Source organism: Alteromonas sp. CI.11.F.A3 (assembly GCF_032925565.1).
Classification (GTDB): Bacteria; Pseudomonadota; Gammaproteobacteria; order Enterobacterales; family Alteromonadaceae; genus Alteromonas.
Genome location: NZ_CP136708.1, coordinates 961,450 through 983,411, shown reverse-complemented (window position 1 = coordinate 983,411; position 21,962 = coordinate 961,450). Strand labels below are relative to the sequence as shown.

At 42.9% G+C, this 21,962-nt stretch carries 15 protein-coding genes; 6 read left to right on the top strand and 9 right to left on the bottom strand.

Annotated features, from left to right (window positions below):
• Positions 1-7: 7 nt before the first annotated feature.
• Complete coding sequence (locus R1T43_RS04245; RefSeq protein ID WP_317353214.1) at positions 8-3,337, top strand: DUF748 domain-containing protein; 3,330 nt, start codon at positions 8-10, stop codon at positions 3,335-3,337.
• Between the two features lie 50 nt (positions 3,338-3,387).
• On the opposite strand, the gene R1T43_RS04240 is transcribed toward R1T43_RS04245, so the two are convergent.
• On the bottom strand, positions 3,388-4,761 hold the full coding sequence (locus R1T43_RS04240) for a DEAD/DEAH box helicase (RefSeq protein WP_317353212.1): 1,374 nt from the start codon (positions 4,759-4,761) through the stop codon (positions 3,388-3,390).
• Positions 4,762-5,330: 569 nt separating this feature from the next.
• Here R1T43_RS04240 and R1T43_RS04235 point away from each other — a divergent pair.
• Positions 5,331-7,409 (top strand): EAL domain-containing protein, encoded by a 2,079-nt coding sequence (locus tag R1T43_RS04235; protein WP_317353209.1) that lies wholly within the window; start codon positions 5,331-5,333, stop codon positions 7,407-7,409.
• Here the strand turns inward: R1T43_RS04235 and R1T43_RS04230 are convergent.
• The 6 genes from R1T43_RS04230 to R1T43_RS04205 form a co-directional block, all read right to left on the bottom strand.
• The gene (locus R1T43_RS04230; RefSeq protein ID WP_317353206.1) at positions 7,406-7,834 is read right to left on the bottom strand and encodes a hypothetical protein; all 429 of its coding nucleotides are present in this window, start codon (positions 7,832-7,834) and stop codon (positions 7,406-7,408) included. The genes R1T43_RS04235 and R1T43_RS04230 overlap by 4 nt on opposite strands.
• Positions 7,822-9,021 (bottom strand): hypothetical protein, encoded by a 1,200-nt coding sequence (locus R1T43_RS04225; RefSeq protein WP_211071579.1) that lies wholly within the window; start codon positions 9,019-9,021, stop codon positions 7,822-7,824. The genes R1T43_RS04230 and R1T43_RS04225 overlap by 13 nt, the downstream gene beginning before the upstream one ends.
• A gap of 163 nt (positions 9,022-9,184) precedes the next feature.
• Complete coding sequence (locus R1T43_RS04220; protein WP_317353203.1) at positions 9,185-9,604, bottom strand: hypothetical protein; 420 nt, start codon at positions 9,602-9,604, stop codon at positions 9,185-9,187.
• Positions 9,604-10,767 (bottom strand): hypothetical protein, encoded by a 1,164-nt coding sequence (locus R1T43_RS04215; protein WP_317353200.1) that lies wholly within the window; start codon positions 10,765-10,767, stop codon positions 9,604-9,606. Before R1T43_RS04215 ends, R1T43_RS04220 begins: the two co-directional genes overlap by 1 nt.
• A gap of 229 nt (positions 10,768-10,996) precedes the next feature.
• Complete coding sequence (eda, locus tag R1T43_RS04210; protein ID WP_317353197.1) at positions 10,997-11,611, bottom strand: bifunctional 4-hydroxy-2-oxoglutarate aldolase/2-dehydro-3-deoxy-phosphogluconate aldolase; 615 nt, start codon at positions 11,609-11,611, stop codon at positions 10,997-10,999.
• A 29-nt stretch (positions 11,612-11,640) separates the two neighbouring features.
• Positions 11,641-12,570 carry a sugar kinase gene (locus R1T43_RS04205; RefSeq protein WP_317353194.1) on the bottom strand — a complete coding sequence of 310 codons (930 nt, stop codon included), beginning with the start codon at positions 12,568-12,570 and terminating at the stop codon, positions 11,641-11,643.
• 454 nt (positions 12,571-13,024) lie between these two features.
• On the opposite strand from R1T43_RS04205, the gene R1T43_RS04200 reads away from it, so the two are divergent.
• Complete coding sequence (locus tag R1T43_RS04200; RefSeq protein WP_317353193.1) at positions 13,025-13,756, top strand: FadR/GntR family transcriptional regulator; 732 nt, start codon at positions 13,025-13,027, stop codon at positions 13,754-13,756.
• A gap of 446 nt (positions 13,757-14,202) precedes the next feature.
• Positions 14,203-15,528, top strand: coding sequence for a mechanosensitive ion channel family protein (locus R1T43_RS04195; RefSeq protein WP_317353191.1), 1,326 nt, complete (start codon positions 14,203-14,205; stop codon positions 15,526-15,528).
• On the opposite strand, the gene R1T43_RS04190 is transcribed toward R1T43_RS04195, so the two are convergent.
• Together R1T43_RS04190 and katG are read right to left on the bottom strand one after the other, a co-directional pair.
• Complete coding sequence (locus tag R1T43_RS04190; RefSeq protein WP_317353188.1) at positions 15,525-16,010, bottom strand: hypothetical protein; 486 nt, start codon at positions 16,008-16,010, stop codon at positions 15,525-15,527. The two genes, R1T43_RS04195 and R1T43_RS04190, sit on opposite strands and share 4 nt — an antisense overlap.
• A gap of 385 nt (positions 16,011-16,395) precedes the next feature.
• A complete protein-coding gene (katG, locus tag R1T43_RS04185) occupies positions 16,396-18,696 on the bottom strand; it encodes a catalase/peroxidase HPI (RefSeq protein ID WP_317353186.1) in 2,301 nt (766 codons plus the stop codon).
• Positions 18,697-19,197: 501 nt separating this feature from the next.
• Here katG and R1T43_RS04180 point away from each other — a divergent pair.
• Entirely contained in the window at positions 19,198-19,776 is a 579-nt protein-coding gene (locus R1T43_RS04180; protein ID WP_057789472.1) for a porin family protein, read from the top strand.
• Positions 19,777-19,950: 174 nt separating this feature from the next.
• Complete coding sequence (locus tag R1T43_RS04175) at positions 19,951-21,801, top strand: monovalent cation:proton antiporter-2 (CPA2) family protein (RefSeq protein WP_211071588.1); 1,851 nt, start codon at positions 19,951-19,953, stop codon at positions 21,799-21,801.
• The last annotated feature ends 161 nt before the right edge of the window (positions 21,802-21,962 follow it).

Genomic DNA, 21,962 nt, shown 5'->3' with positions numbered 1-21,962 from the left:
AATAATTATGCCCATAAAAAACTTAACCACTTCATTTAAGCAGCAACCTAAATGGCGGCGTATTGCTACCTACTTTCTGTTGGCATACTTATTCTACGCGTTAATACTGGGCCTAGTTGCGCCTTTGGTTCTTGAATCTAAAGCGCCCAAAATATTAAGTGAAAAGTTAGGGCGAAATGTCAGTATCGACAATATTCGAATTAATCCTTTCTTGCTGCGCGCCAGGGTGTCTGGATTTACGATTGAAGAAGCGAGTAGCGACGACGCATTTATTGCGTTTACACTACTTGAGCTTGATGTGGGCTTTTGGCAAACCCTATTCAGCTTTACCCCTACCCTAGAGCATTTTTACTTAAATACGCCTTATGCACACCTTGCTAGGGTATCGGAGAGTGATACTTCACCGCAGCCTGATCAAAAATCCACTGTATTTAATTTTTCTGACATTATCGACACGCTCGCTAAAGCGGACGAAGACAGTCCAGAGCCTGAAGCGCAAGAGCAAAGCGAAATACCTCATATTCGCTTGGCAGAATTTCGCCTGAGCAATGGTCATATTTCAGTGGCCGATCATGTCACCGACACACAACTTGATTATCCAGAACTGTCATTCACATTAACCAACCTTGATACCCTCGCCACCTCCTTAAACCTAGATACAGGCAATAGCAGCGAAGAAAAATCTGCTAATCACTATGCGTTCACCTTAGCGACCACCGAAGGCGGAAGCGTTCAATTTGATGGGCAGTTTCAGCTTTCTCCTATAGATATAGCGGGTAGTTTTGAAGTTAGCCAAATTGCGCTAGCGCCGCTGTGGCCATTATCTGATGACGTGATTGATGCAAAAATAACAGACGGCGCCCTAAGCTTCGCCCTCAATTATCACCTTTCAGAAGACAACAACGATTTTCGCTTTCAAGCCAACGATGCGAAGTTATCCCTATCTCATTTAGTTATCTCTGACAAAGAAAATCCTAGAGTTAAGCTAGCTGAATTACGTGTTAGTGACATAAATCTAGACACAAAAACCCAGCAGGTTGATGTGGCCAATTTTAGCCTACAGCAACCTTGGATAAGTGCACAAATCGACCAATCGGGGGTAGATTTGGTCTCAATGTTTACCCCAAAAGGGCTTGATGAAAAAGCGCCGCAAGCGGCCTCGAGTTCTCTTTCTACAACAGCCCCGTCTTCTACAACAGCCGCAGAAGCTTCGCCTACGTCATCAGATTCTAGCGCCAGCGCAGCGCCAAACACAGGGAACTCAGCTTCTGTTGACCCCACACAAAGTGATAAAGCGGCTTGGCGCGTAATACTGCAAGGGTTCGCACTAAACAATGGCGATGTACTCGTTCAAGAAGGTATGGTTTCTGACGGGGTTAACTGGCGAGTATTCCCGTTAAACGTAAGCACAGGCGTGATCGATTCAACTCTGACCACGCCTATCGATTACGCTATTGATATGAAGCTCGGTGGCAGCTTAGTGCAGTCTTCCCCTTCAGACCTATCAGACACTTCATCGATAGCCCCACCCGCTTCATCAATAAGCAGTAAAGGCACTATTGTAGCCAATGAGCAAGCCGTCTCGGGTACTATTGATGTCAGCCAGTTCGGCCTTTCACAACTTCAGCCTTATGTGGAACAGTATTTAAACCTTGCTCTTAAAGACGGTAGTGCAACCCTTTCAGGGAGTTTCGAAGCGGATAGTGACAGTAAAATAATATTTGATGGTCAGGCAAATATAGCGTCACTCACAATTATCGATGGCTTAAAGCAAGAGCCTTTATTGCAATGGGCTGACTTTCAAGCAAAGGGTATTGCATATAGTTCTACTGACAGTACCCTTTCTTTAGAAAAAATTACGCTGGATAAACCCTACGCGAAGCTTTTAATCGCTGAAGATAAGCAAACTAACTTTAGTAATATTGTGGTGGAGCAAATAGCCTCGACAACTAATACGCCCGAAGGTGTCCACTCTGATTCTGAATCTGAATCTAATCAGGAAACTCAACCCGCCTCTACCGAAGCAGCCTCTGAGCTTGTTATCCGCATTCAAGAAATAGTCTTTAATGATGGTAGCGCCTACTTTGCTGATAATTCTTTACGCCCACGCTTTGCGTCCGGTATTGAAAGTCTAAACGGCAGTATTACCAAGCTTTCATCTAGTGCCGACACCGCCGCTGATGTAGACATAAAAGGCAAAATAGATGGCTACGCACCAGTCACTTTATACGGTTCTATTAACCCGCTAATAGAAGATATCTTTTTAGACCTCACGTTCACCGTAGAGGGCGCTGAATTAACTTCAGTAAATCCTTATTCGGGTACGTATATGGGCCACTTCATCGACAAGGGTTTATTGTCACTTGATATACAGTATTTGCTAGAAAACAATCAATTAGCGGGTAATAACCACGTGGTCATCGACCAGCTTACCTTGGGTAGAAAGACAGACTCTGACCAAGCACTTAGCTTACCCCTTGGGCTCGCCATTGCATTATTAGAAGACTCGAACGGGGTTATTGATCTTGGTCTTGAAGTGTCAGGTGATTTAGATAGCCCCACCTTTGGTTTTGGCTCCATCATATTAAAAGCAATTGGAAACTTGATCACGAAAGCCGTGACTGCACCATTCTCATTGTTAGCAAACTTAGTAGGTAGCGACGATGAAGAGCTTAACGAAATTGACTTTACGCATGGCTCATCACAGCTAACTGACGCCGCATCAAGCAAGCTCGCTACCCTTGCCGATGCGCTATCTAAACGCCCAGGGCTTCGCGTAAACATTGAGGGTACAGTAGATGAAGTACCTGACGCTTATGAACTAGCAGAACAGAAACTGCAACAACAGCTGTTAGCACTTTCTGGCCAAGAAGCACTACCAGAAGGCTTATCACCAAGTACTATGCCGGTGAGCGGCCCTCTCGCTGACGCATTAAGTGAGTTATTCGTTAGCACCACCGGTAAAACCGTGGAAGAAGAACGTGTAGTGGTAATAGCTAAATTGCAGCAAAGCGCGGACGGTGAAGGTTCAGGTGATGGTATACGCGAAGATACACGTGGATATACTGCGAATAGCGAAACAACACCTACTCAAGTAACACCTGATGCAGCACTAGTTGAACAAGCACTCTATATCGCCATGTACAACCAAGTTAGAAGTGGTATTGATATACCGAAGCGGGAACTTGCTAATTTAGCCGAGGCTCGTGCTAAAACAGTGAAGAACGTTTTGGCGAATAATTTTGAAGTTAACGCGAATCGCCTATTTTTACTTAATAGCCGGCAACATCTACAGCTTAAAAAGAGCGGCGTGGTATTAACGCTTGAAGCTAATTAAAGGAAAGCGCTAACGTGTTCGGGCTAATCCCGAACACGTTAGTTTATGTCTTAAGCTTTAATCGTTGGTGCTCTACGCGAGCTAGGCTTTCCAGCGTTTGAACGACCTGAACCACTGGGTTTTCCAGAACCGCCCGGCCTACCCTGCCCACGAGGTCCATTTCGGCTACCTGAACGACGTGCTGGTCTGTCACCTTGGCTATTACCGTTACCATTTCCACCTTGAGATTGGCGTGGACGCTTAGGCTTGTTTGGCTTTTTAGGCGCTGACAATGTGGTTTCTGGTACTTTAGCTTGAGGCTCGAAACCTTCAATAACGTGGCGCGGAAGCAATTGTTGAATTAGGGTTTCGATATCTTTAAGTTGATCTAGTTCGTCAATACTAACGAAAGACCATGCTTGACCACTCGCCCCTGCTCTACCAGTTCTGCCAATTCGGTGAACGTAATCAGCAGGCGTATTTGGCAAGTCAATATTAATAACAATCGGTAGCTCGTTGATATCGATACCGCGGGCAGCGATATCAGTCGCTACTAGCACATCAATTTCACCACTTTTAAACTCAGATAGCGCCTTAGTACGTGCACCTTGGCTTTTATTGCCATGAATTGCTGCACTGGGAATACGCGCTCGACTCAGTTTGTCTGCAATACGGTTAGCGCCATGCTTAGTTCTACTAAACACTAACACCTGTTTCCAACCATTTTTCTTAATTAGACTAATTAAGGCTGCTGTCTTCTTAGACTTGTCGATAGGCACTAAATGCTGCAGAACCGTTTCAACAGTCGTATTAGCAGGTGCCGTAGACACTTTTTCAGGGTTGTTCGTAATGGTTTGCGCCAGCGTGGTTATTTCAGACGAGAACGTCGCCGAGAACAATAGAGTTTGTCGCTTAGTTGGCAACAATTTAAGAATACGCTTTATGTCATGGATGAAGCCCATGTCTAACATTCTATCCGCTTCATCTAACACCAAAGTTTCTAATTGGCTGAACTTCACCGCGTTTTGTTGGTAAAGGTCAAGCAAGCGGCCTGGGGTGGCGATAAGTACATCAACACCTGAGCGTAGCGCTTTCATTTGCGGGTTAATACCCACACCACCGAATACCACTGCGGTTTTAAGCGGTAGAAATTCACTAAACGATTTAACGTTTTCTTCTACCTGCGCCGCCAGCTCTCGGGTTGGCGTTAAAATAAGTGCACGAACACAGTTTGATGCGGCGGGTCTGCCATCTAATAAACGGTGTAGCAAAGGCAAAGAAAAGCCCGCGGTTTTACCTGTACCTGTTTGCGCTGCTGCCAGTATGTCTTTGCCTTCAAGAATAATGGGAATAGCTTGCTGCTGAATAGGCGAAGGCGTTGTATAGCCCTGTTTTTCAATAGCTTGTAGTAGCGGGGCAGCTAAGCCCAACTCAGAAAAAGACATGGATAACTCCTGGAAATAAAAATTAGGTTACGCAACGTAACCGGTCTGCGCTGAAGGGTTATCAGTCTGAAGCAGGTGTAAAACGGTAAAGTTCGTAATGTGAAACGCGAGAGGGACTTGCCAAAGTAATTATAAAAGCAGAAACAATTATCAAATTAAGATAGTACCTACAAAATGCGGGCGTATTCTACCACTATTTGCCCTTACTCGCTAGGTTAATTTTTAACCTTGGTCTTGAGTGCAAGAGCAAAGAAGATATGATTAGGCTATCGATAGCTATTATCCTCCCCTTTGCAGCTCACCACCGATAACCCGCTAGAAACCACAGATTAAAAACTACGCTTGTGTCTAATTGAAATAATTTGAGAAAACGACATAATTGTGTGTAAAACAACCTATTATTAACTATTACATGCGCCTGATACTGGGGTTATCAACCGTTTCGCCAGCGAAACTAGGTAACCCGTATTATACTCATCGTCAAATGGCATCACGTTGGTGTTTACTAATTAAAATTAACTAGGCCATGACAATGACATCAGACATTTTAATTATTTTGGGTTTCTTATTTGAAAAGTCTTCGTTCTGACATTGCGCTTACATCTATAGCTTCGGTTGCGATTATCAGTGTATTGATAATGGCTTTGTCTATTCGTGTTTACGAAACCCTATATCAAGATTTTGTGGCTTACCAGTTTGACGCACTGGCCGAAAATATGGCTGTCGATTTACTGCCCGTCATCAATTATAGCGCAGGAAGCTTTGACCAAACTCAAGTTCTACTTCGGTTAGACAAATACGAGTATGTTGAGTTTGCGCGTATTTACAACGAATACGATGAATTGGTCAATCATTATATTGGTAACCCAAATATTGGTAGTGGGTCAGCGGTGACTTCGGTTGTTGATGAAGCTGATTACCTTCATTTAGACAATGGCTTTCACACCATTAATAACAACATCTTTGTTATTAAAACTATTGGTGAAGTGGATCTCCCCATGGGAAAGCTCGTTCTATCCTATGACATTCAACACCCTCTTGCCGAAAACCGCTGGAAATTTATTGGCTTAGTTACGCCTGTTGTCATCATTCTGCTTCTTATCACCGTCATTACTACGGTGCGCCTACAAAGACGTTTGCTCACACCTTTGACGTCGTTAATCGCGAAAATGAAAAAAGTGGAAGAAGAAGCAAACTACGATGTCAAAGTATCTGAAGAAGGCAAAATTGAAATTGCCTCTCTTGGACGCGGTTTTAATAGCATGATGCTACATATTAAGAATCAAATAGATATTAATAAGCGTAAAACCCTGTTACTCGAAAGGCAACAATCTCAGATGGAGAAGCTTGCCAATTTTGATACATTAACAGGCTTACCCAACAGGCAATACCTAATGAAGAGCTTGTCGATTGAATTAGCTCGCGCTAAAAGAGACAAGACGCAAGTTGCGCTGATGTTTCTAGACTTGGATGGATTCAAGCAAGTTAATGACTCTTTTGGCCACGACGCGGGTGATAAATTACTTTGCGGTATTTCAGCTGAAATTTCTGATGCTATGCGTGATGGCGACATCGTGGGGCGGCTTGGCGGCGATGAGTTTCTTATTATCTTAGTGGGTAACCCTACTAATCCACAATTAGGCGCAATTGCAAAACGGCTCATCACTAAAATAACCCAATTACATCATATTGATGGTTGGAGAGTAGACCCAAGCGTTAGTATAGGTATTGCTTTAGCCACAGACAGCGATTATGCAGCGTCCACTCTGGTTACAAACGCTGATGTGGCTATGTACAAAGCGAAAAGCGAAGGTAAAGGTCGCTACGTTTGGTTTACCGCGTCAATGCAAGAAGCCACCAAACGCAAAACTCAGGTGGCTACTCACCTTCCTCAAGCCATTGAAAACAATGAATTCCACTTAGTATATCAAGCTAAAGTTAACGGCGAAGGAAAAGTTGTCGGGTTTGAGGTCTTATTACGCTGGTTTGACAATGAACTTGGTAACATTTCCCCAGCAGAATTTATACCGATTGCTGAGCAAAGTGACCGGATTTCAGAAATCACACTTTGGGTTATCGTCCAAGCTTGTTTGGAGATACCTCATATAACAGAGCACTATGGTGAAGACATTAGAGTTTCAATCAACCTATCTGCTTACGACCTAAAAAACGTTTATGTAACCCAGTTTATTTTAGAGGGTTTACGTTCTGGTGGGATCCCTAGCAATAATGTGGAATTTGAAATCACCGAATCGGCTTATATGAATAACTTTTCTATCGCAAACGCCTTTTTGGCCGACCTGAAAAAAGAGGGCTGTAAGATATCCTTGGACGACTTTGGAACTGGATATTCGTCATTGAGTTACATTACAGAGTTCAACATTGACACGCTTAAAATAGACCGACAATTTGTGAGTCAAATTGGGACATCCAAACGTTCTGAGCTTATCACTATCACCATTATTGAAATGGCAAAAAACCTTAATTTAGATGTATGTGCTGAAGGTATTGAAACTCAAGAGCAATCCACTTTTTTAACCGATAATGGTTGCAATATCTTACAAGGTTTCCTTTACAGCAAACCCATCCCACTGGATGCTTTGTTTTCGCAACAAGAAGAGCAAGCCTTGCTGCGGCTAATAAACTAAATGGATACATACACCACGGTGAGCCCTTTAGGAATAGATGTACCCTCGGGTAAGTAGCCCACACTGAATTTATGCTCTTTGAGAAAAGTCAGCATTTCTTCAATATTGCTAACGTGCGAAGGGGGAACACTGCGCCCACTGAATTTCATTTGCGCCCAAAACGACTGAATTCGAGCTTCGGGTAATCCAATAACTTGCGTATTAAAGACTTTTCGAAGATAGGAACCAGGTTCGAATTCTACTGGTGACAACCCATTAATAGCGCCCCCCATAAATAGGTTACGTAGTTCGCTTTTGCTCAACTGAAGTGATGACTCGCCAGAATTAGCAACCACCAGTACAGACTCTCGCGCTTGCGTAATCTGTGTAAATGCCATAGAAGACATCAGCACAAGTAACGGTAAATAACGTATCAAAATACCCATTCTAGGCCTACTTGATAGAGAGTCGCTCGCCTATTAAAATCAGTATTTTCGGGCGGAACGTAAAATAGCGATGTTTTGCCCTCTTTGCCCTTCAAAAACGACACTTCGGTTTTGAACGCTAAGCTAGTACTGTAATCCCAACGAACACCGAACGTTAAAGAATCCAAGTCATCCGTGGGGAACAAAGCGTTAATAGAATCAACCGTGGTTGATAATAAATCGAATAACGGGCTTACGCCTAATGGGATGGTGTTTACGATACTGTTCTCGTCTTGACGTGACGTGGCTATCGTAGCGTGGAATAGCAACGTATTATAGTAACGCCCAATTGTGAGGTAGTAACTGTCGATACCCGATAGAACATCAAGATCAGAATCTACCGACATGGATTCTGCGCTAACAAACCAATCTAGCGATGTGTAACCTGCACCAAATACATAAACAGATACACCGTTGTCTAATCTAAATTTTTCAGCAAGCTCGTCGAAGCCTGCAGAGGTTAATCCTCCTACTAATTGGTCGATTATCACGCTATTGTCTACTACTTCAGTCACTCTCATAAAAGAAGAACGAAAGTGAAACCTATGATAAGTCAGTGAAAGCACCGCACCATAAATACCATTAATATCAACATCAAATGCCTGTTGGCCTGAAAAAAGCTCGCCATCGAAATCGCCCCAATAGCCCTCAATCTCGAACCCAACGTTTTTAATTTGTGTTTTATGCCTTATGTTCAGACCTTCATAACCTGAATAAAAAAGCCTTCTGCTGTAAACCTGCTCGGGTGCATTTAGCCAAGGATAAGAAAATCCCACATCGGCAACATCAGAATACTTAAGGACAGGAATTCGAAGTCGACCAAGGTTGAACTGCCACGAAGATGATGGTTGATAAGTAAGATAAAGCCAATCTAAGCCAGAATCTCTATCTGGGCCGCTGTGAAGTATTCCCTGAGCAGAAACCGAAAACTGATTATTAATGGCATAATCAGCTTGCAGTGCGATGAGTGAATCTTCAGAAAAACTCCATGAGTTATCGTAATTGGCATAAGACGCTTCGCTTGTAGATAATTGGCCACCAATCCCTCTAGCAAACCCAGAAAACTCAAGGTTACTCGGGATACCTGCAACTGCAAAAGAGGCAGAAAAGGCCAAGGTAAGCAAAGCAGCGGTGGTATATTTCAGCATTCAGGTTATAACTCGGTAGATATCCATAGCAGAACAAGACAAAAGGGTAGCTCCTGTCTTTATTACATTATTAATAGCAGAGGTGCGTACAAATACCAGTCTAAATGAAGTGTTGTGTAATGTTTATACTTTTTGATAAATCCCCGATGCGACGCTAGTTACTTTATTGAGTTGTAAGGATAACGGTAAGACTGTCGGGAAGTTCAACGCCTTCGGGTAAATAGCCAATACTGGCCTCGTTTTCAACTAAGTAACTTATCATTTCATCGACATTATCGACACTGATGGGCGGCTTATTCCTGCCGCTGAACTTCATCTGTGCCCAATAAGACTGAATTCTTGACTCTGGCAGCCCTATAACGTAAGTATTGAAGACAATACGAATATGGGATCCACTAGCTATTTCTACAGCCGTAAGATTAGATTCTGATACCCCACCCATGAAGATATTTCGGATTTCGCCCCTGCTCAATGAAACAGATTGATTAGCTAAATGCGTGACCACTACCACTCGCTCGCGCCCTTGAGCTACAGCACAAAACATAAAAGAGATGATGAATATAGCGAAGGTAAATTTCGACATCAGAACACCCACTCCACGCCTAGCTGGTAAAGTGTGGCTCGCCGGTCAAAATCAGAATCAATGGCATCTAATTCAAAAAACGATGTTTTACCTTCTTTTCCTTTCAAAAATGAAACTTCCGCTTTAAATGCTAGATTGGTTCGAAAATCCCATCTAGCCCCTAACGTTAATGAATCTAGGTCATCTGTTGGGAAGTACGCTGTTACTTCCTCTACAGCGAAATGAAGCGCATCCAGTTGCGGTGCAATACCAACAGGGATCGGGTTTTCAATATCGTTCAAAGACTGTCGAGATGACCCCAAGGTGGCGTGAACTAAAACATCATCAAAGTAGTAACCGAAGGAGACATAAAAACTGTCGATACCAGCTAGGATGTCCAAGTCTGATTTAACCGACATCCACTCGGCTGAAGTAAACCAATTCAACGAGTCGTAGCTAATTCCGAACAAATAAGAGAGCGCGCCACCATCAATATCTAAAATGTCTGCGGTGTCGAAAAAACCAGCAGCTCGCAACCCTTGAATTAATGGGTCCAGCTCGGTTAAATCAGTATCTGTGTTATTGGCGTGAATAGTGGCAGTACGAAATTGAAACCCACGGTAACTTACCTCTACCACCCCGCCATACATACCATCGACAGTAACGTCAAAAGCAGTTCCACTGGAGTATATTTCATCACTGTAGTTCCCCCAATAAGCTTCAAAGGAATACGACACTTCATCAAGAGAGCCGAGATAACGTGCATTCACGCCTTTGTATTGGGAAAAGAGATAGCTACTGTAGAGTTGTTGTGGCGCATTCAACCATGGATAAGCGAACCCCACGTCTATCACTTCAGAATACTTTAGAAAAGGCGTGCGTATTTGGCCAAGGTTAAACTGCCACGAGGCACTAGGTTGGTAGGTTAAATACAACCATTCTACACCTGATTTTCTTGTATCATCGCTATGCCACAATAATTGGCCTGAAAGAGAAAAGTAATCATTGATGACATAATCGGCTTGTAGCGCTGCTAACGATTTTTCAGAAAAACTTACTGAATTATCGTAGCCCTCGTACTTAGCTTCATCGGTAGATAGATAACCGCCGACCAAACGCGCAAAACCAGAAAATTGTAAATCATTTGACGTTTTTGCGAGCGTGCCAAATGAAGTGAAACTCACAATTAAAAGCAGTAATGTGAACCGACTAACCAAAGGGAAACCTTATAAGCAAACAAGTATTAAATTAACTCTCACCAGTATCTTGTGATTATTAACCTAAAATCCACTTTTCGCCAGTTTGGACAGTCAGTTAAGAGAATTATTTTTGCAAGGAAATGCTATGCGCTACCAGAAGTAAAAGTGAGCCCCTCACTCTGGTAGCAATGCGTAATATAGAAGGTCTATGTTACTATTTAACGTCTAGACAAGCTTCAGTGATTGCCTGCCAGTTTTTCGCTTCAACCCACTCGGGTTTTGCTACCCAAGTTCCACCCACAGCAAAGATATTGCTCATAGATAGGTAATCTTTGTAATTGCTTTCCGATACACCGCCAGTTGGGCAAAAACGTGTATCTTTAAATAGTCCGCCTACCGCTTTCAAAAACGCAGCGCCGCCAGATAGTGATGCAGGAAATAACTTCATTTCACGAAAGCCATGCTCTCTTGCTAATACAATATCAGCAACGGTTGAAACACCAGGTAGTACAGGTAAACCAGAAGCGGTTAATGCTGTGAGCAAGCGCTCGGTGACAGCCGGTGTTACGATGAAATCGGCACCTGCGTCTTTGGCAATTTTCAGTGATGCTTCATCAATAATTGTGCCTGCGCTTACAATCATTTCAGGCAGCGCAGCTTTTATTGCTGTAATGGCTTCGGCAGATTTTTCTGAGCGTAGTACCACTTCTACCGTGCGCAAGTTCGCTTCGTACATCGCTTTTGCGATATCTACACCATCATCTGCATTGTTGACTTGGATAATAGGTAAAAGCTTCTGCTCTCCCATAATTGAAGATATAGAATTCATAGTTTTCTCTGTGTAATTTTGCGTAAGGATCAGGTTAAATTTTTACTAAAGAGGCTATAAGCGGTGGCATCCACAATCGCGCCTTTATGCTGGATGACAAACCCTGCACTTTTAGATGCTTTTTCAACCGCTTCTTTCTGTGAAGCATCTTCAAGTCTTGCTCCAAGATAAACACCATTGAAGGCATCTCCTGCAGATGTGGTATCTACGACATTTTCAACTGGCGTAAGCGGAACTTGAGATATATCGCCATGCTGATTAATAACGGTAACAGCATCACTGCCATTTTTTATAATCACTTCGTCAAACGTGTAATCACTCAAAAATTTCAGTGTTTCGTCAATTGTGTCTATGCCGTACAAGAAATTGAAGTCTTCAATACCGGGAAGGATTATGTCAGCAAGTTCATAAGCTTTTGCGTATAGACGCTTGGCGTCGTCTTTGCTTTTCCACAATGACGGACGATGGTTGATATCGAAAACTAATTTAACACCAGCCGATTTTAATCGAGTTAATAAAGCGAAATATTTAGGAAGATCGTCTTCGTTTATTATCGCTAGGCTAATACCACTAAACAACACCATGTCGAAAGCAGTCATTGCAGCAATATCGTTGCTATCGAGGGTTTGCATCATGCTTTTTGCAGCAGAATCCGAACGCCAATAAACGAATGAGCGTTCGCCAGTATCATCAGTATATATACGATAAAGGCCTAAGTGCTTTTCTGCATGCCTGCCAATAAATCGCGGATTTATTTTTTCATTTACCGCATGCATAACCATTTCATCACTTAACGCATCGTTACCAACTGCCGAAATGTAATAAACATCATGTTGAGGAAACGTACGTTTCATGTAAACAGCTGAATTATATGTGTCACCTGCGAAACCTTGAGAGAGTAAGCCGTTTTCGGCTTCTCTAAGCTCTGACATACATTCGCCAATAAAACCAACTCTCATGCTACACAGACTCCAATTTAATATGCACTCTACTTAACGTAGTAGTCGTTCAATCCTAAGGCCAGCTAAAGATTGCTAGTACTAGATAGACTTCACTTACTTAATCCCGTCTTTTATGGGACTATCATCGCTGTCTAGCCTAATCGCACTGGCTCTTAACTGATTTCACGTTTTGTTCGCCACTCAGCCTTATTAGGGCATTAGCGATGTTCGTTTTGTGTAAACGAAATGTCACACGATAAATACAATCTAACCAATTGGACGACCAAATACAACCAATTTATTTTACCAGAAGCTAGACGAGTTATTACCAAGAAAAAATTTCTTTGGTTTTGTTCGAGCATATTTTCGTAATCAGTCATGCGATTATTGTCGCACTTTGCGAATACACATACTTTCAGGCTACAATCATTGTAACAACGACGTTACCAATATATGTAAATAAGGTTAAAACATGAAATCTCGCCGGCTTTTCTGGAGTATCGTAGAAAAACTCGAAAACTTAATCGATCAAGACATATACCCAGCTGGGAGCCGACTGCCAGCGGAACGAGAGCTAGCACAGACCTATAATGTAAGCCGCCCTACTATTCGCGAAGCAATAATAGCGTTAGAGGTTCGTGAACGTGTGGAAGTGAAAACGGGCTCTGGAGTTTACGTATTAGCGCAAAAAAATACTCAGCATTCATCGAAAACGATAAGTGCCTTTGAGCTCACGCAAGCCAGAGCGTTAATTGAAGGTGAAGCGGCCGCGCTTGCCGCATCGACAATAAGCGACGATGAGGTTTCTGACCTTCAAAAAGCCTTGTCAGATATGGCCTCCCCTGGTCTTGCAGATGAAGCGGATCAACGCTTCCACCATATAATTTCCCAAGCCACACATAACCATGCCGTGCAGCTTTCGGTTGAAAATTTATGGGAACTTCGTCGTTCAACGCCTGAAATAGTAGCGGCCTATAACGATGTCTGCTCTCAAGGTATTGATCAACGCATAAAAGAGCACACGGAAATTTTCAATGCTATTGCTAACAAAGACACCGCAGCGGCTCGTAAAGCTATGCATAGCCACTTCAACCGACTAATAAATGCGTTATTTGATGCTAGTGAAGCAAGAGAGTTAGAAGAGATTAAGCGCAAGACGGATAAGACGAGAGGCTTATATTCAATTTCTCATCTAAGTAAATAAATCATCTACCTCGGTTAAAAGGTGTAAATCCTTTTGCGAATAGCACAAACAAAACAGGCTTCTTTCGAAGCCTGTTACTTAGTAGGGTACTCAGAGTATTTTTATTTTTCTTGATATGAGTTTGTATTTGGATAAATCTGTTTTTACTAATACGGGTGTCACAAAAGTAGCGCGTCAGTATTAGTCGCGTTAACTTCAGCTCAAAATATATAAACATCACGCCACTTTGTCAACCACAAACACAAAAAGACATTACCAATAAGCATTACCAATAAACTGTAAGCAACTATACCGTTAGCTTCATCAACGCTGATAGTTTTATATAAATACCTACTCTGTGTAGAAAATTGCTTTACGGCATGCAAAATTCAGTTTAAAAAGCGCGCTATTGTTTAGTCTATAATTTCGAGTATTCTGCTCGTCATGGTTTTGCGAATTATAATCAAATGATCCTAAATACGTTTTTCGACTTCATACAAGAAAAATGGACCCTGATACAAGCATCGGTTTATACCTCGACGTTTCTCATTCAAGTTTTGCTCATCGCCGTGATATACGCGCTAGCCTTTATTCTAGCAAGACAAGTTAGAAGGCCTTTTAAGTTTACACGGGATGCGCCAAAAAGCGGGGCACATACTTTACACAGCATGCTATTTAAAATTGGCGGAACACTGTTTCCCGTCATTACCATTAGCATACTGAAACTGACTACCGTGTTAGGTGAGCAATTTCAATTCGATGCGTGGGTGCTTGAAATAGCTGTGGTTGTGGCTGTTATGCTATTTGTTGCTTCCCTAATTAAAGGTTTTATAGACAATCCCGTTTTCGCCGGTTTCATGCGGTGGATAGGCTTACCTATTTTATTTCTACATCTAGTCGGTGTATTACCTGTTGTTACCGGTGCATTAGAATCGATGTCGTTGTCCATTGGCAATGTCGATATTTCGGCCTATGGAATAACACGAGTCTTGCTTTTTGGCGGCTTGTTGTTTTGGTTAGGCAGAGCTTCGAATACCCTCGGAAAAGATATTATTCGCAGCCACACTACGCTAGATGTGTCTACTAAAGAAGTGTTCGCCAAACTCTTTGAAGTGGCCCTATTTTGCATTGTATTCCTGCTGCTACTCAACGTAATGGGAATAAACCTAACTGCCTTGGCGGTATTCGGTGGTGCATTGGGTGTGGGCTTAGGTTTGGGGCTGCAATCTATCGCTTCAAACTTTATATCAGGCATTATTATATTGCTTGATAGGTCGCTTACGGTAGGTGATTTCGTAGAACTTGAAGATGGCCAAAAAGGTATAGTGCGGGAATTTAAAATGCGCTACGCGGTGCTGGAAACCTTCGACGGTAAAGACATACTCGTACCTAACGAAAAGTTTATTAGCTCATTGCTTATAAACTGGACCCACAAAGATCCTAAACAGCGCTACCGCATCGATTTTTCAGTTGCTTATAAAACTGATATTCGAGCAATGGTAGAAATTATAAAAGATGCAGTAGCACAGCACCCTCAGGTTATTAGCGGCGAAGGCATACCTTTTGAAGAACTGCCTGATTGCGAAATTGACAGTTTTGGTGACTCAGGCGTTAATATGTTTGTTGAGTTTTGGATGGATGGCGTTGATGATGGAAAAAATCGCGTTGGCGGCGACCTTTTATTAACCGTGTTCGAAACCCTGCGAGAACACCAGATTGAAATCCCCTTCCCTCAACGTGAAGTGCGTGTGGTTAACGAAAACGGTATTGGTATTCGAAATACCACGCCTTAGTAGCGAGAAAGTAATACATTCCACTGCCATTGGGCATCGCGCAGATTTAGCAGGTCGATAAACTTCTGATAGTCGGCCTGCCCCATGGCATGGGCCACCGTTTTTAGCTGAGCTTTGGCTCTTATAGCTTTTACCTGTAGTAACTCTAAGCGTTTGTCGGCACTTTCACCAAAGTTACTGTCTAATATTTGATTGGCCTTTTGATTTGCGTCCCAGAAAGTGAGCACGTAGCCAATAAGTTTTAGGTGTACACCTATCATCTGCTTACTTTCCAGAATGTGGGCTAACGTAGACGTCGCCAGCCTTTTTTTAAAGCCACTTTCCGTTTCAGGTTTGGCACTATCTGATAAGTGCTCAAGGGCTTCTTTGTATTCTTCAATGAGCTTAATATGCTGCTCGCCCCCATACTGCTCACTTGAAAGTGAAGCCAAATCCTCGGCCAGTATTTCTAGGTTCACAAGCTGTCGCTGTATAGTTGCCATGATTATTTATTAAATACTTAGGTATGCTCGGTGGTTTTCAGGGTTATTAGCTGATGCATCAGTATCAATCACTACCTTCTCATCAAGACTTTGCAGATATTCTCTGCCATTAACATCTCGCTTGCACTACCTGTCTACACTGCTGTGACTGTCATGTCTTCATAGTTATTCTATGCAACTGCTTCTCTGCAGTTATATCGAAGTAATTTACAACATTGCTAGCGCGTATTGTTTTTTATCTAAGCTATTCAGTGTATAGAAAGTTTGCGGCAGGTGCAGCGTTAATCTTTGGTATCTTTTTACCTCTTTCACGTAGTGTCTAATTTCTTAGCAATAAAAAACGCGGGCATGCCCGCGTTTTTATTCAGTCAGTTAATCTTTGACTTTACTGCTTTAAAGGACTGCTTAAGTCATGACGTAAATCGAAGCGGTCTAGTGTCATCACTTTTGTCCACGCATCTACAAAATCCTCTACGAATTTAGTTTTTGCATTGTCATAAGCGTAAACTTCTGACACGGCGCGCAATTCGCTATTTGAACCAAACACTAAATCAACAGGTGTAGCTGAGTAGAGCACTTCACCGGTTTTACGGTTTACGCCTTCATAAACCGCAGCATCGTCTGTTTTTCTCCACTTCACATTCATATCAAGCAATGTAGTAAAGAAATCGTTGTTCAGTGTACCTACATTACTTGTGAACACACCATGAGTGCTATTGCCATTATTTGCACCTAAGGAACGCATACCACCAATTAACACCGTCATTTCTGGAACGGTTAAGTTCAGTTGGTCGGCTTTATCTACCAACATTTCTGCAGGTGAGCGATAGCTAGTGTCTGCGTTGTAGTAGTTTCGGAATGCATCAGCTGTTGGCTCTAACAGTGAGAACGAGTTCACATCAGTTTGCGCTTGTGTAGCATCACCTCGTCCCGGTACAAACGGTACCGACACATCAACGCCTGCATCAGCAGCCGCTTTTTCAATAGCGGCTCCACCTGCTAATACAATGAGGTCAGCCAACGAAATTTTAGGGCTTGATGATTTACCGCCATTAAAGTCTTTTTGTATCTCTTTTAACGTAGATACTACAGCTTTAACGGTTTCAGGTTCATTTACCGACCAATCCATTTGTGGTGCAAGTGCGATACGAGCTCCGTTTGCGCCCCCTCGGTAGTCTGATGCTCTAAAGCTTGCTGCAGAGCCCCACGCTGTTTTAACTAACTGTTGTACGCTCAGGCCCGAATCTAAAATAGCCGCTTTTAACTTTTTAGCATCGCCATCACTTACCAACTTGTGATCAGTGTTAGTGACTGGGTCTTGCCATACAAAATTTTCTTCAGGAATATCGTTTCCAAGATAACGCGCTTTAGGGCCCATATCGCGGTGAGTTAACTTGAACCAAGCTTTCGCAAAGGCGGTTTGATATTCTTTTGGATCAGCAAGAAAGCGTTCCGCTATCTTGCGATATTCAGGGTCGTACTTAAGGGCGAGGTCTGCCGTTGTCATCACTGGCGCGTGTCGCTTCCCTTCTACATGAGCATCTGGCACTGCAGTTTGCGCCGACTCATCAGTAGGTATCCATTGAATAGCGCCTGCAGGGCTACGAGTTTGTTTCCACTCAAAGCCTAATAGATTTTGCAGATATAAACTGGTCCATCGCGTTGGAAGCTGCGTCCACGCCCCTTCTAAACCACTAGTAACGGTATCTTCAGAATGCCCTTTGCCGCAGTTGTTTTTCCAACCTAAGCCTTGTTCTTCAAGACCTGCACCACCGGGTTCAGCTTCTAAACAGTCGGCAGGCTTGTGAGCGCCGTGCATTTTACCGAAGGTATGTCCACCTGCGATTAGCGCCACTGTTTCCTCATCGTTCATGGCCATACGATTAAATGCGGTACGAATATTTTTCGCTGATCCCATAGGATCAGGTACACCTTTAGGCCCTTCTGGATTAACGTAAATTAAACCCATGTGAGTCGCGCCTAATGGGCGTTGCAGCTCACCGCCTTTTTCTTCGCGATCACTAGCCAACATTTCTACTTCTGGCCCCCAATAAACCATATCAGGTTCCCAATCGTCTGTACGACCACCCGCGTAACCATAGGTATCAAAACCCATGTTTTCCATACCTACCGTGCCGGCAAGTATCATGAGATCTCCCCACGATAATGCTTTGCCGTACTTCTGCTTTATTGGCCAAAGTAATCGACGTGCTTTATCTAGGCTTGCATTATCAGGCCAGCTATTAAGCGGGTCGAAGCGCATTTGACCACCATCGCCCCCGCCTCTACCATCTAACGTACGGTATGTACCTGCACTGTGCCATGAAAGTCGGATAAAGAAGGGGCCATAGTTACCATAATCTGCAGGCCACCAATCTTGCGACGTAGTCAGCAATTCATTCACATCGGCTTTAACCTGGTCTAAATCGAGTGAAGAGAATGCTTTTGCATAGTCAAAGTCTTCACCAAACGGGTTTGAGCGGCTGTCATGGTCTCTAAGTTGAGATAAGTTTAATTGTTCTGGCCACCAAAAATTATTCGTTCTTGCTTGAAAAGGCTGAACCATGCCGGTTCCTTTTGCGCCTGCTGGTTTACTAATTTCACTGTTAGCAAATGAATGCGTTGTTCCTAGCGCCAATGAAATCAAACCTGCTAATGTCGCTTTGCGTACCCTGGTAATTTTCATGTTGTTGTCCCATTTAGTGGTGTTTACCCCGCAAACAATAGTGTTGGCGAACCGCCGACCAACCTTACTGCAAGGTTAACAATTAATTTACATTAGGTAAGATAGTGATTGGGTAGCTTAAAAGACAGTTAATAAATTGAATGAACCCGATAGGAAATACTGATTAAGCTATTTTCGTTCGAGTTAAATGCAAAACTCCCCTCATTATGTACGGGTTATTAGCTTCCTTTTTTGGATATTTATTAGCCATGTACTCTTTTCATACTGTAAGAAAGTTATGCCGTACAACTTTTAATCGGCGACTAAAACTTATTCAACCCTAATTAAAAATTAGGTCAGATCGTGAAACTCTTTCCCACTAATCCACCCATTTATGACAATTTTACGCTGGCACGCCGATTGAATAGTTAGTGTTATCAAACGTGAAGCATTTCATCTTCACGTGGATCTTCCTTTATTGGAAGCTAATGGAACGTTGGAAATTAAAACGAGGATGTCATTATGAAAAACACACTTACAGCACTTGCAGGTATTGCAGCACTTACATCATTCGGTAGTTACGCTCAGTCGAATGACTACTCCGTCGACGAAAGTGGCTTTTATGTCGGTGGTAACTACGGATACCTTCGCGTAGAAGGTGAAGACGATTTTGATGACGACAAAGATGTATGGCAAGGATTGCTAGGCTATAAATTTAACGAGTGGGTTGCGGTAGAAGGTAGTTTCATCGATTTCGGTGACTATGGCAACGATATCGCTGGCGGGGATACCGATGGGTACACGGCAGCAATTAAAGGTATCCTTCCGGTAACAGATCGTTTCTCTTTGTACGCGAAAGTAGGTCAATTATGGTCAGAAACTGAATACAATTTAGGTGGTATTTCTAGCGACTACGATGACGAAAGTCTTTTCGTTGGTGCAGGCTTAAGTTACGCTATTACTAAAAACTTTTTAGTTAACGCCGAATACACAGTGTACGACGCAGAGCTAGATGCGGACGAAGCAGTAGATGATATCGATGACACAAACTTCGAGACAGACCTGAAGCAGGCAAGCATCGGTGTTGAATACCGATTCTAAATACTAAAAGTTAATTGAGTTACTCCTAAATGCGGCGCTGCAAAGCGCCGCATTTTTATTCGCATCCCTTTCTATAAACAGTTACCTCAAAAACAGATAAATGAATATCAAGCTAACCACATGTTTTTGAGATAGCATAAATAATTCATATCACAGAATAACGGCAGAGACTCCATGCTAACACTTGCTCTTATATATCTTGGTGCTGCGCTAATTGCTGTACCTATTGCTAAACGATTAGGTTTGGGCTCAGTGCTAGGCTATCTCATTGCCGGAATTCTTATAGGTCCATTTGTTTTATCGCTAGTAGGCGACCAAACCGAAGTCATGCACTTCGCCGAGTTTGGTGTGGTAATGATGCTGTTTCTTATTGGGCTGGAGTTGCAACCTTCACGCTTATGGACGTTGCGGCATTCCATAGTAGGCCTAGGTGGGCTGCAAGTGCTACTTTCTACTGGGGCTATCTTTGCCATTACCTATTACGGGTTAGGGCTTGCTTGGCAAAGCGCATTAGCAATTGGCTTAATGTTAGCCCTCTCATCAACCGCTATTGTTATTCAATCATTGGAAGAGAAAGGCTGGTTAAAATTAGACGCAGGGCAAAATAGTTTCTCGGTACTGTTATTTCAAGATATCGCCGTTATTCCTATTTTGGCACTTATGCCGTTACTCTCATTTCTTCCCGCCAGTGCCGTTGATGGTTCGAGCCACTCTCTAGTATCGGATTGGTCAGCCATGGGTAAAGTGGGTATTTCTATTGCCGTGATTGTTACCATTATCCTAGCGGGCAAATACATTTCCACCCCTATATTTAGGTACATCTCCCAAACCCACATGCGAGAAATATTCACGGTTTTTGCGCTATTCTTAGTGATTGCAATAGCACTACTCATGCAGACCGTGGGCCTTTCTCCGGCTCTAGGCACTTTCTTGGCGGGCGTGGTGCTTGCAGAAAGTGAGTTTAGGCATGAACTAGAAGCTGATATTGAACCCTTCAAAGGGCTGCTACTAGGGCTATTTTTCGTTACCGTTGGCGCATCCATTGATTTCGGATTATTAGCTGAGAACAGTTTACTTATTTTGCTGCTGGTTGTTGGCCTTGTCGCTATTAAAGGCTTAGTACTTTATGGCTTAGCCCATCTGTTTTCGATTAATTCTCGTCAACGATTGTTATTCTCTTTAGCCTTAGCACAAGGCGGGGAGTTTGCCTTCGTGTTGCTTTCGCTATCTCGAGAATTAAGTATTTTAAGTTCTGAGGAAGCGAGTATTGTCACCTTGGTAGTAGCGCTTTCCATGGTTATTACCCCATTGCTGTTAATGATTTACGACCGCGCACAGAAATTTCAAAAGTCATCAGCACCTGCATTTGATAAGCCTGAGGAAATAGAAGCTTCTCGACACGTGATTATTGCGGGCTACGGTAGATTCGGACAAGTTATTGGACGACTGTTGAAAGCCCAAGGTTATGAAGTAAGTGTGCTTGATCATAGCCCTAGTCAAATCGACTTGTTGAGACGATTTGGCAACAAAGTTTTCTACGGCGACGCCGCCAGAAAAGAATTGTTAGAAGCAGCAGGGGCGAACACCGCCGATCTGCTTGTTATCGCCATTGATGATCCACACAAAACCATCGAAATTATCGACATTGCCCGTAAGCACTATCCAAACTTGAAGCTAGCGGTTCGTGCTAGAGACCGGCGACATGCTTATGAGCTTATCCGTATGAAGGTCGGCACGTTTAACCGAGAGACTTTCGACTCAGCATTGGTACTTGCGGTTGAATCATTAAAATTATTAGGGAACGATGATATCGACGCCGAACGTGCAGGAAGATTATTTAGAGAACATGATGTTGAGTCTATGAATTTACTTGCTGAGTTGTGGGGCGACGACCACTCTTATGGCGTAGCAATTAAACAGCGGATGGATGACCTCACCCAAGTATTAGCACAAGATACTGAAGCAAAAGATAAGTTTAATACCTGCGACAGTACCGTTAATCCCAACGAGGTTAAAGAAGGGTAAGTTTAAAAAGGATGAGGCTAAACAAGTGTGATACTGAATAAAGGCAAAACTTCAACGAAAGATTGGCCATAATAAAGTATAGGATTTAATAACTTTATCTAATTTACAATACCAGCCTTAGGATGAGTGCCCTATTGCACTTTTTATACTTTGGTATAATC